This window comes from Burkholderia sp. Ac-20365 (assembly GCF_017104715.1).
Lineage (GTDB): Bacteria > Pseudomonadota > Gammaproteobacteria > Burkholderiales > Burkholderiaceae > Paraburkholderia.
This window is the reverse complement of record NZ_JAAGPI010000002.1, coordinates 124,417-138,003: the sequence shown is the minus strand read 5'-3', so window position 1 is coordinate 138,003 and position 13,587 is coordinate 124,417. Positions and strand designations below refer to the sequence as shown.

Annotated in this window: 13 protein-coding genes; 10 read left to right on the top strand and 3 right to left on the bottom strand. The window is 63.1% G+C overall.

Translation table 11 applies throughout. The annotated features are described in order from the left end of the window. The first annotated feature begins 104 nt into the window (after nt 1-104). The 9 genes from G3O01_RS03955 (at nt 105) to hslU (ending at nt 9,523) form a co-directional block, all read left to right on the top strand. A complete protein-coding gene (locus G3O01_RS03955; RefSeq protein ID WP_205803220.1) occupies nt 105-989 on the top strand; it encodes a lipid A biosynthesis lauroyl acyltransferase in 885 nt (294 codons plus the stop codon). A gap of 54 nt (nt 990-1,043) precedes the next feature. Beyond that, complete coding sequence (dapF, locus tag G3O01_RS03950; protein WP_205803219.1) at nt 1,044-1,904, top strand: diaminopimelate epimerase; 861 nt, start codon at nt 1,044-1,046, stop codon at nt 1,902-1,904. 83 nt (nt 1,905-1,987) lie between these two features. Further along, nucleotides 1,988-2,707 (top strand): DUF484 family protein, encoded by a 720-nt coding sequence (locus G3O01_RS03945; RefSeq protein ID WP_205803218.1) that lies wholly within the window; start codon nt 1,988-1,990, stop codon nt 2,705-2,707. A gap of 11 nt (nt 2,708-2,718) precedes the next feature. Beyond that, the gene (gene xerC, locus G3O01_RS03940; protein WP_205803217.1) at nt 2,719-3,642 is read left to right on the top strand and encodes a tyrosine recombinase XerC; all 924 of its coding nucleotides are present in this window, start codon (nt 2,719-2,721) and stop codon (nt 3,640-3,642) included. A gap of 76 nt (nt 3,643-3,718) precedes the next feature. Next, nucleotides 3,719-4,921, top strand: a complete 1,203-nt coding sequence (locus G3O01_RS03935; protein WP_205803216.1) for a class I SAM-dependent rRNA methyltransferase — start codon at nt 3,719-3,721, stop codon at nt 4,919-4,921. A gap of 179 nt (nt 4,922-5,100) precedes the next feature. Then, nucleotides 5,101-6,180 carry a GTP-binding protein gene (locus G3O01_RS03930; RefSeq protein ID WP_205803691.1) on the top strand — a complete coding sequence of 360 codons (1,080 nt, stop codon included), beginning with the start codon at nt 5,101-5,103 and terminating at the stop codon, nt 6,178-6,180. A gap of 622 nt (nt 6,181-6,802) precedes the next feature. Next, nucleotides 6,803-7,222: an RNA polymerase-binding protein DksA gene (gene dksA, locus G3O01_RS03925; RefSeq protein WP_007582076.1), complete on the top strand. Its 420-nt coding sequence runs from the start codon at nt 6,803-6,805 to the stop codon at nt 7,220-7,222. Nucleotides 7,223-7,630: 408 nt separating this feature from the next. After that, nucleotides 7,631-8,167, top strand: a complete 537-nt coding sequence (gene hslV, locus G3O01_RS03920) for an ATP-dependent protease subunit HslV (RefSeq protein WP_109479023.1) — start codon at nt 7,631-7,633, stop codon at nt 8,165-8,167. A gap of 9 nt (nt 8,168-8,176) precedes the next feature. Beyond that, on the top strand, nt 8,177-9,523 hold the full coding sequence (gene hslU / locus G3O01_RS03915) for an ATP-dependent protease ATPase subunit HslU (RefSeq protein WP_205803215.1): 1,347 nt from the start codon (nt 8,177-8,179) through the stop codon (nt 9,521-9,523). Nucleotides 9,524-9,595: 72 nt separating this feature from the next. Here hslU and G3O01_RS03910 read toward each other — a convergent pair whose 3' ends face one another. Beyond that, on the bottom strand, nt 9,596-10,138 hold the full coding sequence (locus G3O01_RS03910; protein ID WP_205803214.1) for a response regulator transcription factor: 543 nt from the start codon (nt 10,136-10,138) through the stop codon (nt 9,596-9,598). After that, entirely contained in the window at nt 10,135-11,439 is a 1,305-nt protein-coding gene (locus tag G3O01_RS03905; RefSeq protein ID WP_205803213.1) for an ATP-binding protein, read from the bottom strand. Before G3O01_RS03905 ends, G3O01_RS03910 begins: the two co-directional genes overlap by 4 nt. 102 nt (nt 11,440-11,541) lie before the next feature. On the opposite strand from G3O01_RS03905, the gene G3O01_RS03900 reads away from it, so the two are divergent. Continuing rightward, nucleotides 11,542-13,188: a tetratricopeptide repeat protein gene (locus G3O01_RS03900; RefSeq protein WP_205803212.1), complete on the top strand. Its 1,647-nt coding sequence runs from the start codon at nt 11,542-11,544 to the stop codon at nt 13,186-13,188. 21 nt (nt 13,189-13,209) lie between these two features. On the opposite strand, the gene G3O01_RS03895 is transcribed toward G3O01_RS03900, so the two are convergent. Further along, on the bottom strand, nt 13,210-13,455 hold the full coding sequence (locus G3O01_RS03895; RefSeq protein WP_205803211.1) for a cysteine-rich CWC family protein: 246 nt from the start codon (nt 13,453-13,455) through the stop codon (nt 13,210-13,212). Nucleotides 13,456-13,587 lie beyond the last annotated feature (132 nt).

Genomic DNA, 13,587 nt, shown 5'->3' with positions numbered 1-13,587 from the left:
CGACTTCTTTCATTTGTCACAGAGTGCCTGCGCGTGAGGTATATCGTCCCTTTCACGGTTTTTCTTTACCCTGCGTGGTTTCGCGCACACATCGGGGCCTGCGCATGCTGAGTCGACTGGGCGTCAACTTCGCCATCGGCCTGCTCAAGCTGTTCGCGTTGCTGCCGTATGGTTTCGTCGCGCGGCTGGGTGACGGCCTCGGCTGGCTGCTCTATCAGATCCCGAGCCGCCGCCGCCGTATCGTTCACATCAACCTGAAGCTGTGCTTCCCCGAATGGAGCGACGAGCGTCGCGAGGAAGTCGCGCAGAAGCACTTCCGGCACGCGATCCGCAGCTATCTCGAGCGCAGCGTGCAGTGGTTCGGCTCGGCCAGAAAGCTCGAAAAGCTGATCGAACTCGACAGCGAAATCGATCTCACCGATCCCAACCTTCCGCCCACGCTGTTTCTGGGTTTTCACTTCGTCGGGATTGAAGCCGGTTCGATCTTTCTCAACTATTCGCTGAAGCGCCCGTGCGGCTCGCTCTATCAGCCGATGTCGAATGAGCAGCTCGAAGCCGTCGCCAAGGCGCAGCGCGGCCGTTTCGACGCCGAAATGGCGAGCCGCGCGGACAGCGCGCGTATCGTGCTGCGCTGGCTGCGCGACCGCAAGCCGGTGATGCTCGGCGCCGACATGGACTACGGCATGCGCAATTCGACCTTCGTACCCTTCTTCGGCGTGCCGACCTGCACGCTGACGGCCGTCGGACGTCTCGCAAAAGTGGGGCACGCGCAGGTCGTGCCGTTCATCGGCGAGGTGCTGCCGAACTACAAGGGTTATCGGCTGAAGGTCTTCAAGCCGTGGGACAACTACCCGACGGGCGACGACGACGCCGACGCGCGCCGCATGAACGAGTTTCTCGAAGAGCAGATTCCGCGCATTCCCGAGCAGTATTACTGGGTGCACAAGCGCTTCAAGACCCGTCCGCCAGGCGATCCGAGCTTTTACTGACCAGGCCGTTCGGACAGTGGGCGAGACAGACGGCCAGTCACTTACAATAGCGGCATGAAACTGAAATTCACCAAGATGCACGGCGCGGGCAACGACTTTGTCGTGCTCGACGGCTACACGCAACCGCTCAACCTGACGGAAGCGCAGGTGCGCGCGCTCGCGAACCGCCATTTCGGCGTGGGCGCGGACCAGTTGCTGGTGGTCGAGAAACCGACCGTCGAGGGTGTCGATTTCAGATACCGCATCTTCAACTGCGACGGCGGCGAGGTCGAGCACTGCGGCAACGGCGCGCGCTGCTTCGTCAAGTTCGTGCGCGACACACATCTGACCGACAAGGAAAGCGTACGCGTGCAGGTCCAGAAAGGCGTGATCACGCTGACCATGCAGGCGAACGGCGAAGTCGTAGTCGATATGGGCGCGCCCGTATTCGAGCCGGCGCAGGTGCCGTTCGACGCCAGTGGACTCGACGCGCGCCGCGAAGGCAATGATCTGACCTATCCGCTCGACGTCAACGGCGCGACGCGCTGGGTGTCGGTCGTTTCGATGGGCAATCCGCACGCGGTGCAGCTGGTGGACGACGTCGAGTCGTTCCCGGTGCTCGTCGACGGTCCGGTGATCGAGAACCACGCGCGTTTTCCGCAGCGGGTGAACGCGGGTTTCATGCAGATCGTCAGCCGTAACGAGATCAGGCTGCGCGTCTACGAACGCGGCGCGGGCGAAACGCTCGCCTGCGGCACGGGCGCCTGCGCGGCCGTCGCGGCGGGCATTCGCCGCGGCCTGCTGGACGCGCCCGTCAAGGTGCACACTCACGGCGGCGCACTGACCATCACATGGGACGGCAACGCCGACTCGCCGCTGATGATGGCCGGTCCGGCCGCCACGGTGTTCGAAGGCGAAATCGAACTCGCCGACTGAATGACATGACCGCCGCGCGGAGGCTGGACCACGCGGCGCGGCAGCAAGACAGCAACGAAGCGCGCAACCATTAAGCTGAAACCATGAACGAACGCGAAGTCGCCGACTACCTGCTAGCCAACCCTGAATTCTTCGCCGAGCACGCGGAGTTGCTCGCGTCCGTGCGGCTCGCGAATCCGCACGGCAAGGCCGCCGTGTCGCTGCAGGAACGTCAGATGGACATGTTGCGCGAGAAGAACAAGCATCTCGAGCGGCGTCTCGCCGAACTGCTGCGCTACGGCCACGAGAACGACAGCATCGCGTCGAAATTCGGCCGCTGGACCACGCGCGTGATGGCCGAGCGCGATCCAGGCGCGCTGCCGCGCACGATCTCGTCGGGCCTGCGCGACGTGTTCGATGTGCCGCAAGCGGCGCTGCGCGTGTGGGAGGTGTCCGAGCCGTATTCGCAAGCGGACTTCACGCGCCACGTCGGCGAGGAAGTGCGCATCTTCGCGAACAGCCTTGCTACGCCGTACTGCGGCGCGAACACGGGCTTCGAGGCGGCGCAGTGGCTCACGCCCGCCGTTTCGGCGGTGGCCGGCGACGCGATGCCCTCGGGCGACGGCGTCACCGCGGGCGGCACCGAATCGATCGCGCTGATCGCGCTGCGCGATCCCGAAGCATCGAACGATGCATCCGCGTTTGGCTTGCTGGTAATGGGCTCGCCCGATGCGCGCCGCTTCCACGACGGCATGGCCACCGATTTCTTGACGCAGATCGGCGCGCTCGCAAGCGCCGCGCTGAGCCGCCTGCTGCCGCGCTAAGCGTCCGTCACGTGACATCCGCCGACCCGATCGCCACCTATCTCTCGAGCCTCGAGCACGAGCGGCGGTTGTCGGCGCATACCTTGCGCGCTTACACGCACGAGCTCGGTGAGCTGAAAACGCTCGCCAACGGACGGCCGCTCGAAAGCCTCACCGCCACCGATATCCGCGGCGCCGTTGCACGCGCGCATGCGGGCGGATTGTCGGCACGGTCGATCGGGCACCGGTTGTCGGCGTGGCGCGCGTTTTATCGCTGGCTTGCCGGGCGTATCGAACTGCCCGCGAATCCCGTCGCGACCGTGCGCGCGCCCAAACGCGCAAAGACACTGCCGAAAGCCCTCTCCGTCGACGACGCGCACCGGCTGATGGAATCGCCCGCGCAAGCCACGGCCGAAGGCTTGCGCGATCACGCGATGCTCGAACTGTTTTACTCCTCGGGACTGCGTCTGTCGGAACTGGTTGGTCTCGACGTGCGCTATGCCGATGTCGACGGCTATCGCTCGACCGGCTGGCTGAAGCTCGACGAAGCCGAGGTCGAAGTGCTCGGTAAAGGCAGCCGCCGGCGCATGGTGCCCGTCGGCAGCAAGGCGCTCGAAGCGCTGCGCGCGTGGCTTGCCGTGCGCGGCGAGCTGCTGAAGCAGGATCCGCATCCGCTGTTTCTGTCGGCGCGCGGCAACCGGATGTCGCCGAACGTGGTGCGCGAGCGCGTCAAGCGCGCGGCGCTGACGGCGGGCATTCCCGCCAACGTGCATCCGCACGTGCTGCGCCACTCGTTCGCCACGCACGTGCTGCAGTCGAGCGGCGATCTGCGTGCCGTGCAGGAACTGCTCGGCCACGCGAGTATTGCCGCGACTCAGGTCTATACCGGCCTCGACTTCCAGCATCTCGCGCGCATCTACGATCAGGCGCACCCGCGCGCAAAAAAACGCGACTGACACGGCTTCGGCCGTCAGTCATATCCGGCTTGCCGCTTCGCGCGGCATATTGTTCTGCTGAAATCCTCACGAAGTCATGAATACCGTTACGCTCAAACCGTCGAAAGAGAAATCGCTGCTGCGCCGCCATCCGTGGGTCTACGCGAACGCGATCGACCGCGTCGACGGCAAGCCCGCCGCCGGCGCGACTGTGCTGGTGCGCGCGCACGACGGCCGCTTTCTGGCGCGCGCCGCGTACAGCCCGCATTCGCAGATCCGCGCGCGCGTCTGGAGCTTCGACGAGAGCGAACCCGTCGATCACGCGTTCTTCAAGCGCCGCGTGCAGCGCGCGCTCACGCATCGTCAGGCGATGGTGCACAACACGGGCGCCACGCGGCTGATCTTCGGCGAGGCGGACGGCCTGCCGGGACTGATCGTCGATTACTACATCCAGGATGACGAAACGAAGCGCGGGCAGATCGTCTGCCAGTTCATGGCGGCGGGCGTCGAAGCGTGGAAGGAAGCGATCGTGCAGGCGCTGATCGGCGCGACAGGTTGTCCGAACGTCTACGAGCGCTCGGACGTGTCGATCCGCGAAAAGGAAGGGCTCGAACAGACTGTCGGCGTACTCGCCGGCGACGCCCCATCCGAAACGCTGATCGCGAGCGAAAACGGCGTGCGCTATCACGTCGACGTGCGCAACGGCCACAAAACCGGCTTCTACGTCGATCAGCGCGACAACCGCGCGCTGGTGCAGGAACTGTCGAAAGACCGCGACGTGCTGAACTGCTTCTGCTACACGGGCGGCTTCTCGCTCGCGGCGCTCAAGGGCGGCGCAAAGCGCGTGGTGTCGATCGATTCTTCCGGCGATGCGCTGGCATTGGCGCAGCAGAACGTCACGGCCAACGGCTTCGACCCCGAACGCGCCACGTGGCTCGACGCCGACGCGTTCAAGACGCTGCGCCGCCTGTACGACGACGGCGAGCGTTTCGACCTGATCGTGCTCGATCCGCCCAAGTTCGCGCCGTCGCGTGAAACCGTGGACCGCGCGGCGCGCGCTTACAAGGACATCAATCTCACTGGCCTGAAGCTGCTGCGGCCGGGCGGCCTGCTGTTCACGTACTCGTGCTCGGGCGCGATCGATGCTGAACTGTTCCAGAAGATCGTCGCCGGCGCGGCTGCGGACGCGCGCGTCGATACGCGCATTCTCAAGCGGCTGGGCGCGGGGGTCGATCATCCGTTGCTGACGGCGTTCCCCGAAGGCGAATATCTGAAAGGCCTATTGTTGCAAATCGCCTGATCGCCCATAGTTAAGGCGTTATTTCCACAGGCAACGACGGGGCATTCGCCGTCCGGCAGCAGCGCGCGGGCGGATATGCTTCAATATTCTGCTGAATTCATGCGGTCCGGGCCACGCGCATAGAGCGCGGTTCGCACCCCAGATTGACGAACACAAGGCGACTCCACATGGCGAACAACATGATTCCCGTCACTATCCTGACCGGCTTTCTCGGCAGCGGCAAAACCACGCTGCTCAAGCGCATCCTGAACGAGAAGCACGGCATGAAGATCGCCGTGATCGAAAACGAGTTCGGCGAAGAAAACATCGACAACGACATCCTCGTGCAGGACACCGGCGAGCAGATCATCCAGATGAGCAACGGCTGTATCTGCTGCACGATCCGCGGCGACCTTGCGCGCGTGCTCGGCGATCTCGCTGCGCAGAAGCAGGAAGGCAAGCTCGATTTCGACCGCGTCGTGATCGAAACCACGGGCCTCGCGAACCCCGGCCCCGTCGCGCAGACGTTCTTCATGGATAACCAGATCGCCGACGAATTCCTGCTCGACGCGATCATCACGCTGGTCGACGCAAAGCACGCGAATGCGCAACTCGACGAGCACGAAGTCGTGCAGCGTCAGGTCGGTTTCGCGGACCGCCTGTTCATCACGAAGTCGGATCTCGTCGATGAGAAGGTGATCGGCGACCTGCGCCACCGTCTGCTGCACATGAACCCGAAGGCGCAGATTCGCGTCGTGAACTTCGGTGAAGCGGACATCAAGGAAATCTTCGATCTGCGCGGCTTCAACCTGAACTCGAAGCTGGAAATCGACCCGGACTTCCTCGCCGAAGACGACCACGATCACGCGCATCATGACCACGACCACGATCATGACCACGCGAACTGCGATCACGATCATGGCAAGTGCGATCACGAAGGTCACGATCACGGCCATCATCATCACCATCACGCGCATCATGACGACAAGATCAAGTCGTTCGTTTTCCGCAGCGACCGGCCGTTTGATCCGAACAAGCTCGAAGACTTCCTCGGCGGCATTCTGCAGATTTATGGCGAACGCCTGCTTCGCTATAAGGGTGTGCTGTATATGAAGGGCGTCGATCGCAAGGTCGTCTTCCAGGGCGTGCATCAGATGATGGGCAGCGATCTCGCCGCCAAATGGCAGCCCATCGAGAAGAAGACCAACAAGATGGTGTTCATCGGCATCGAACTGCCGCAAGACCTGATCACCGACGGTCTTGAAGCCTGCCTCGTCTGATTCGTTCTTACTCTGATCCCGCATTGCGATGCGTGGCGGGCGGGCGCTTCGGCGCTCCGCCTGTCGCCGCATTCTCGGGTTCCAAAAGCAAAAAAGACCTCGAAAGCACGGGCGCGGCAATTTAAAAGCCCGCCTGCGGTCAAAGCACGTGAAAACCCTGTTGCGAGAATACGTGTACGACCATCGCTTTTTAGTGAACAGCGCGTTATATTTTCACGATAAGTGGAGTTTGCGGCAGGGATTTCCCCTGCTTGCGGTTTCGTATTGTGATTCAGTTACAATACGGCCCCACTGGAGAATGATAACGATTTGCCCGGTGTAAAACGCGTAATCGCGTCGCAGCCGTGCCGGGCCGAAAATGGCGCCGGAAAATCTAATCCGGGGATATCGCCGATATGCCGGCCGGCCGCACGCCGGCTCATAACGCGCTGCCGGGAAGCATTGCCTCAGGAGCATTGGAAGAATCGGTTTCCAGAGGAGTTCGGCCCCGCATCGGCGCTTCGGCGTCACGACAGCCCACCGTCCGTGTTCGCCGGCGCTCATTTGAGCGTCATCGAGGCGCCTTTGCGGGCAACACGAAAGTGCGGGCAATGATTTGCCTCACATTGAAGAAGCAAGCCAGATGACGACGAAACGACTCTTGACCGAAGCCGAAATCCTGAAGATGAGCGACAAGGATTACATGAATGAGGATCAGCTCGCTTTCTTCAAGAACCGGCTCGAGCAGCTGCAGGCGGACATCCTCCGCAATGCCGGCCAGACGACCGAGAACCTCCGCGAAACCGTGATCGTGCCGGACCCGGCCGACCGCGCGACGATCGAGGAAGAGCATGCGCTGGAACTGCGCACGCGCGACCGCGAACGCAAGCTGCTGAAGAAGGTGCAGCAGTCGATCGCACGGATCGAATCGGGCGACTACGGCTGGTGCGAGGAAACGGGCGAGCCGATCGGCATTCCCCGTCTGCTCGCGCGCCCGACCGCGACCCTGTCGCTCGAAGCACAGGAACGCCGCGAACTGCGCCAGAAGCTGTTCGGCGACTGATCGACCGGCGGCGCGGTAATCGGGGTCCGCGCCCCAGACACGCTTCGTCAGAGGCGCACGGGATCGTGCGCCTCTTTTTTCTTTTGAGCTTCGTTTTATCCACCGCTTTGATGGGCCCAATTGCCGGGCTGCACGCGGTAATCGGTAAATGCGGATTACATAAAACGCACGTCGCCGAAACGCCAGAACGTTTTACCTCCCCATCCGCCTTCCGCGCCGCAGATCCCGCCGTCCCCGCCTTTTCTCGCGCCGATATGACTTCGGCTCTTGATATGGCGGCGCCCGCCCTAAAATAACTCCGACATGCGTTGCACGCGCGCGCGGCCCAGCATCGCGCGCCGTCCGCACCCGGATTCCGTGGTGGCGCAACGCGCCTCCGCGTACTCGCCAGCTTTAAAAGGAACGCAAATGGAGCAATTTCACGGCACGACGATCGTCTCCGTGCGCCGCGGCGACAAGGTCGCGCTCGGCGGCGACGGCCAGGTCACGCTGGGCAATATCGTCATGAAGGGCGGTGCGAAGAAGGTTCGGCGCATCTATAACGGCAAGGTGCTGGTCGGCTTCGCCGGCGGCACGGCCGACGCGTTCTCGCTGCTCGACCGCTTCGAAGCCAAGCTGGAAAAGCACCAGGGCAATCTCACGCGCGCCGCCGTCGAACTCGCCAAAGACTGGCGCACCGACCGCATGCTGCGCCGTCTCGAAGCGATGCTGATCACGGCTGACGCCACCACGACCCTCGTCATCACCGGCAACGGCGACGTGCTCGATCCCGAAGGCGGGATCTGCGCGATCGGCTCGGGCGGCGCTTACGCGCAGGCTGCCGCCAAGGCGCTCGCCGACAACACGGATCTTTCGCCGCGCGACATCGTCGAAAAGTCGCTGGAGATTGCCGGCGACATGTGTATCTACACGAACCACAACCGCGTCATCGAGACGATCGAGTAAGGACACACGATGAGCACCATGACTCCCGCCGAGATCGTCTCGGAACTCGACAAGCACATCATCGGCCAGAATCGCGCGAAGAAGGCCGTTGCCGTCGCGCTGCGCAACCGCTGGCGCCGTCAGCAGGTCGCCGAGCCGCTGCGTCAGGAAATCACGCCGAAGAACATTCTGATGATCGGGCCGACGGGCGTCGGCAAGACGGAAATCGCGCGGCGTCTCGCGAAGCTCGCCGACGCGCCGTTCATCAAGATCGAAGCGACCAAGTTCACGGAAGTCGGCTATGTGGGCCGCGACGTCGACAGCATCGTGCGCGATCTGATCGAAATCTCGGTCAAGCAGACGCGCGAAACGGAAATGCGCAAGGTCCGCACCAAGGCGGAAGATCTCGCCGAAGACCGTATCCTCGAAATCCTGCTGCCGGGTGCGCGCACCACGGTCGGCTTCGGTTCGGGCAACGAGTCGAGCACAGACGATTCGAACTCGACGACGCGTCAGACCTTCCGCAAGCGCCTGCGCGAAGGCGCGCTCGACGACAAGGAGATCGAACTCGACATCGAAATGACGCAGCCCACGATGGACATCATGGGCCCGCCGGGCATGGAAGACATGACCGAGCAGATCCGTTCGATGTTCGCGAATCTCGGCGGCGGCAAGAAGACGCGCCGCAAGATGAAGGTGAAAGAAGCGCTGAAGCTGCTCACCGACGAAGAAGCCGCGAAGATGCTCAACGACGAAGAGGTCAAGACGAAGGCCGTGCAGAACGTCGAGCAGAACGGCATCGTGTTCCTCGATGAAATCGACAAGATCGCGTCGCGCAGCGAAGCAGGCGGCGGCGAAGTCTCGCGTCAGGGCGTGCAGCGCGATCTGCTGCCGCTCGTCGAAGGCACGACCATCAACACGAAATACGGGATGGTGAAGACCGATCACATCCTGTTCATCGCAAGCGGCGCGTTCCATCTCGCGAAGCCGAGCGACCTGATTCCCGAACTGCAAGGCCGTTTCCCGATTCGCGTCGAACTGGATTCGCTGTCGGTGAAGGATTTCGAATCGATTCTCGTCGCCACCGACGCGAGCCTCGTCAAGCAATATCAGGCGCTGCTCGAAACGGAAGACGTGCACCTCGAATTCGCCGACGACGGCATCCGCCGTCTCGCAGAAATCGCGTTCTCGGTGAATGAGAAGACGGAAAACATCGGCGCACGCCGTCTCTATACGGTGATCGAAAAGCTGCTCGAAGAAGTGTCGTTCTCGGCGGGCAATCATGCCGGCAAGAGCGTGCAGATCGACGCGGCGTATGTCGATCGCGCGTTGAACGAGGTCGCGCAAGACGAAGATCTGTCGCGCTACGTGCTGTAACGCTAGCTGACCGATAAACAAAAAGGCGTCGCTCCTCACGGAGCGACGCCTTTTTTCATACTCGAACCAACGTTACTGCTTGACCGGCCGCTTCGCGAGCTTGCGCTGCAACGTGCGCCGGTGCATGTTCAACGCGCGCGCCGTCGCCGAGATATTGCCGCCGTTTTCCGCGAGCACGCGCTGGATGTGCTCCCACTCGAGCCGCGCCACCGACAGCGGCGTCGGGTTCTCAAGCGCCTCTTCGGCCTGCGTCGCGCTCGCTTCCGTTTGCAGCGCGGACAGGATCGTCTCGACGTTCGCGGGCTTGGCCAGATAGTTGTCCGCGCCATCTTTCACAGCCTGCACGGCAGTCGCGATGCTCGCGTAACCCGTCAGCACCAGCATCCGCGCGTTCGGCTGCAGGTCGCGCAGCGGCGCGACGAGCGTCAGGCCCGAGTCGTTGCCCAGATGCAGATCGACGGTGATCTGCCCGAACTTCTGCTGATTCGCGAGGCGAATCGCTTCGTCGGCGTTGTGCGCCTCGGACACCGTGAAGCCGCGACGCGTCAGCCCGCGCGCGAGGATGCCGGAGAACACTTCGTCGTCGTCGATTACCAGAAAGTTCTTATCGCTCATGCTTGCTTCTCCGTATTGGACGACGCGGCGCCCTGCCGGCCCGCGCCCGTTTGCTCGCGGGCCAGAGGCAACCGCAACACTGCGCGCGTACCGCGCGGCTTGATTTCGTTGGCGTCGGTGAGTTCGATCGATCCGCCGAGCCGCGCCGCCGCCGTAAACGCCAGATACAGCCCGACGCCATGTCCGCCCTGCGTGCTATCCACTGGCGCCGCGCCCAGCAAACCACGCAGCGACGCCGGCACGCCCGGCCCCGCATCGCAGACCTCGAAGGCGATCGAATCGCTATCTGCCAGCTTCGCTGCCAGTGTCACGTGATCGCGACTCGCGCGCGCGGCGTTATCGAGCAGGATGGTGAGGATCTGACTGACGGCGACCGTGTCGTCGACGCTCACGTTATCGGGCGGCTCGCCGAGACGCTCGAACTTGACATGCGGATGCCGCAAGCGCCATTGGTCGGCGAACGAGTCGAGCCACTCGTCGACCCGCTGACGCGTGCCTTGCGTCGATGCGCGGCTGCGCAGGCGCGCGAGTGCCGACGTGCACAAAGTGAGTTGCTGATCGAGGATGTCGAGATCGGCCGAGTACGGTTTCAGACCTTCGTCGCTGCGTGCGGCATCGCGCAACTCTTCGGTGAGCATCGCGATGGTCGACAACGGCGTGCCCATTTCATGCGCGACCGTCGCGGCCTGCACGCCCAGCGCCACGGCACGCTCGTCGCGCAGCAGGCGCTGTTGTGCGTCGCCGAGCGCTGCATCGCGCTGACGCAGCCCGCGCGACATGCGCGCCACGAACCACGCGATCAGCCCGACGCTCACCATGAAGTTCACCCACATGCCGGCGCGGTAGTAGTCGAACAGGTTCGCGGGATTGTCGAGATTGAGTGGCACCGACTCGAAGCTGAGCACCGCGTAACAGGCGACGGCAAACGCGGCGAGCCACGCCATCAACTGCCACGGCAGCACGGCAGCGGCAATGGCCAGCGACGGCAGATACAACGAAACAAAAGGATTGGTCGTGCCGCCCGACAGAAACAGCAGCGCCGACAGCGCGCCGAGATCGACCCATAGCTGACCGAACAGTTCGAGATTCGACTCCGGCTTCTGGCTCGCGACGCGCAGCCACGTCAGTCCGTTGAAGAGCACTTCGAGCCCGATGACGAGCAGCATCGCCGGCAGCGGCAACTTCACGCCGACGAAGCTCTGGACGAACGCAATCGTCACGAGTTGCCCGATGATGGCAAGACTGCGTAGCCAGAAGAGATGCCCGAGATTGACCCGGCCGGTGACGGTTATACGGTGCATCCTCTGAGTTTACCTGTTGGGAGGGGTCTGATTCATCTAGCGAATGCTCGGAACTATAGTTTCTTTGCTGTTTACCGTGCACTCGAGAATCTCCAACCACACATGCTTAAAACACCGCTTGATCTGCATCAAGTTTCTTTGGATTCCTTTCAGACATTTCTGCGTCATGCTGTCGCAGCACGACAGCAAGCCGACACGAAAGCACACGACATCTGGGTTCAGGCCGCTTCCCATCTATTCCCAACCGATACACATTCGCTCGATACGCTGGTTCAACAACTCATCGAGCGGCAGCTTCGCTCCGAAGCCGAAACCATTGCGCGAGCTTTGGCCGCTTTGGATCCGCACGACGCCAATGCGCTCTTCCGCCTGGGCTACACGCTGCAAGCGACGAACCGTCATCAGGACGCGATCGCGCCATACCGCGAGGCGCTTGCCATCGATCCCAGCCTGCACAGCCTGCGCAACAATCTGGCAGGCGCGTTGATGACGGCCGATCCTGCCTCGGCGGAAGCAGCGGAGTTGCTGCAAGCTGCGCTCGACCAGAATCCCGACGATGCGAACGCGTGGGTCAATATTGCCAAGCTTCATCTGGCGCGCTTCGATCTCGACAGCGCGCTCGAAGCCGAGCGGCGCGCGCTTGCGCTTCAGCCCGACAACCCGATCATGCTCGGCAATCACGGGCAGACGCTGCGTGAAGCGCAGCAGTGGGAGCAAGCTGAGCGCTTCACGTTGGCGGCGCATCGCGCTGCGCCTGATGTAGCGTCACACCTGTCCAACCTCAGCATGATTCACCTGCTGCGCGGCAATTACGCCGACGGCTGGCGTGAGCATGAAGCGCGCTGGGATGGATCGAAGGAACTGGCCGGAAGGCGCCCAGTGCTGCCTCGCCCGGCGTGGCGCGGCGAACCGCTCGCCGGCAAGACGCTGCTGCTGTGGGGTGAACAGGGCATGGGCGATCTGCTGCAGTTCTGCCGCTACGTGCCGCTGCTGGCCGACCGCGTGCATCGCGAAGGCGGCCGGCTTGCGTGGAATTCGTTTCCGCAGATGGGCGCGTTGCTCGAGCGTTCGCTCGCGCAACACGCCGACGAATTCACGCCAGGCGGCGGCGTCGATGAATTACCGGCGTTCGACTATGAGATTTCGCTGCTCTCGCTGCCCTTGCTGTTCGATACGCGCGAGGAAACGATCCCGTCGGCCGTTCCTTACCTGCAAGCCGATCCGCAAGCCGTCGATACGTGGCGCCAACGCCTCGCCGGTGAAAAGCGGTTGAAGGTCGGACTCGCGTGGACGGGCAGCCATGGACATCAGCGCAATCCGTTTCGCCGTGTCGGGCTGGAGCGGTATGTCGACGCCTTCCTGAAGCTCGATAACGTGGCGTTCTATTCGCTGCAACCCGGCGCCGCAGCCGACGTGGCGGCAGCGCGCGCGGCCGGATTCGATATCGCCGATCACACCGCCGGATTCCAAAGCTTCGATGACACGGCCGCCTACATGAGCGCGCTCGACCTGGTGATCACCGTGTGCACGTCGGTTGCGCATCTGAGCGGCGCAATCGGGCAGCGCACGTGGGTGCTGCTCGACGTCAATCCGCATTGGGTCTGGTTGCTCGATCGCGCCGACAGCCCGTGGTATCCGGACGCGACCTTGTACCGTCAAAAGCAGTTCGCGCAGTGGCAACCCGTATTCGATGCGCTGACACGCGATCTCGCCGCGCTAGCCGGTTCACATCGACGCAGACAGAAATAGAAAACGCACGCGTCCGGCGCCTCAATCCGGCGCCGGCATCGCGCCGCCCACCGGCGCGTGCGTGCGCGCAATCGCATCGGCGAGGCATTCGGGACATAGACAGCCCGTGCCGGCTTCGAGCGCCTCGGCGGGCAAAGCGGGCATCGACACGCACCAGCACGCCGAGCGCTCGCCGCGCGCGCCGCAGTCGAACACGCGGCGGCAGCGCGGACAGCGCACGCTCGACGTGCCGGAAGTTTCAGCCGGCTCGGATGGGGACAGATTCATGACAACGGGATGAAACCGTCAGATGATCCAGACATGATGCCACTTCCGGCGAGGCAGCAAAACGCCTGCCTACCCGTTGGCATTCGCAGCGCGGACAGTCTTCTGCGTCACGTCAGAACTTCCTGTCCCGGC

Bases quoted from the DNA above. Each gene is read 5' to 3' on its own strand.
- G3O01_RS03955 (WP_205803220.1), top strand. From the start codon at position 105: ATGCTGAGTCGACTGGGCGTCAACTTCGCCATCGGCCTGCTCAAGCTG.
- dapF (WP_205803219.1), top strand. From the start codon at position 1,044: ATGAAACTGAAATTCACCAAGATGCACGGCGCGGGCAACGACTTTGTC.
- G3O01_RS03945 (WP_205803218.1), top strand. From the start codon at position 1,988: ATGAACGAACGCGAAGTCGCCGACTACCTGCTAGCCAACCCTGAATTC.
- G3O01_RS03935 (WP_205803216.1), top strand. From the start codon at position 3,719: ATGAATACCGTTACGCTCAAACCGTCGAAAGAGAAATCGCTGCTGCGC.
- G3O01_RS03930 (WP_205803691.1), top strand. From the start codon at position 5,101: ATGATTCCCGTCACTATCCTGACCGGCTTTCTCGGCAGCGGCAAAACC.
- dksA (WP_007582076.1), top strand. From the start codon at position 6,803: ATGACGACGAAACGACTCTTGACCGAAGCCGAAATCCTGAAGATGAGC.
- hslV (WP_109479023.1), top strand. From the start codon at position 7,631: ATGGAGCAATTTCACGGCACGACGATCGTCTCCGTGCGCCGCGGCGAC.
- hslU (WP_205803215.1), top strand. From the start codon at position 8,177: ATGAGCACCATGACTCCCGCCGAGATCGTCTCGGAACTCGACAAGCAC.
- G3O01_RS03910 (WP_205803214.1), bottom strand. From the start codon at position 10,138: ATGAGCGATAAGAACTTTCTGGTAATCGACGACGACGAAGTGTTCTCC.
- G3O01_RS03905 (WP_205803213.1), bottom strand. From the start codon at position 11,439: ATGCACCGTATAACCGTCACCGGCCGGGTCAATCTCGGGCATCTCTTC.
- G3O01_RS03900 (WP_205803212.1), top strand. From the start codon at position 11,542: ATGCTTAAAACACCGCTTGATCTGCATCAAGTTTCTTTGGATTCCTTT.
- G3O01_RS03895 (WP_205803211.1), bottom strand. From the start codon at position 13,455: ATGAATCTGTCCCCATCCGAGCCGGCTGAAACTTCCGGCACGTCGAGC.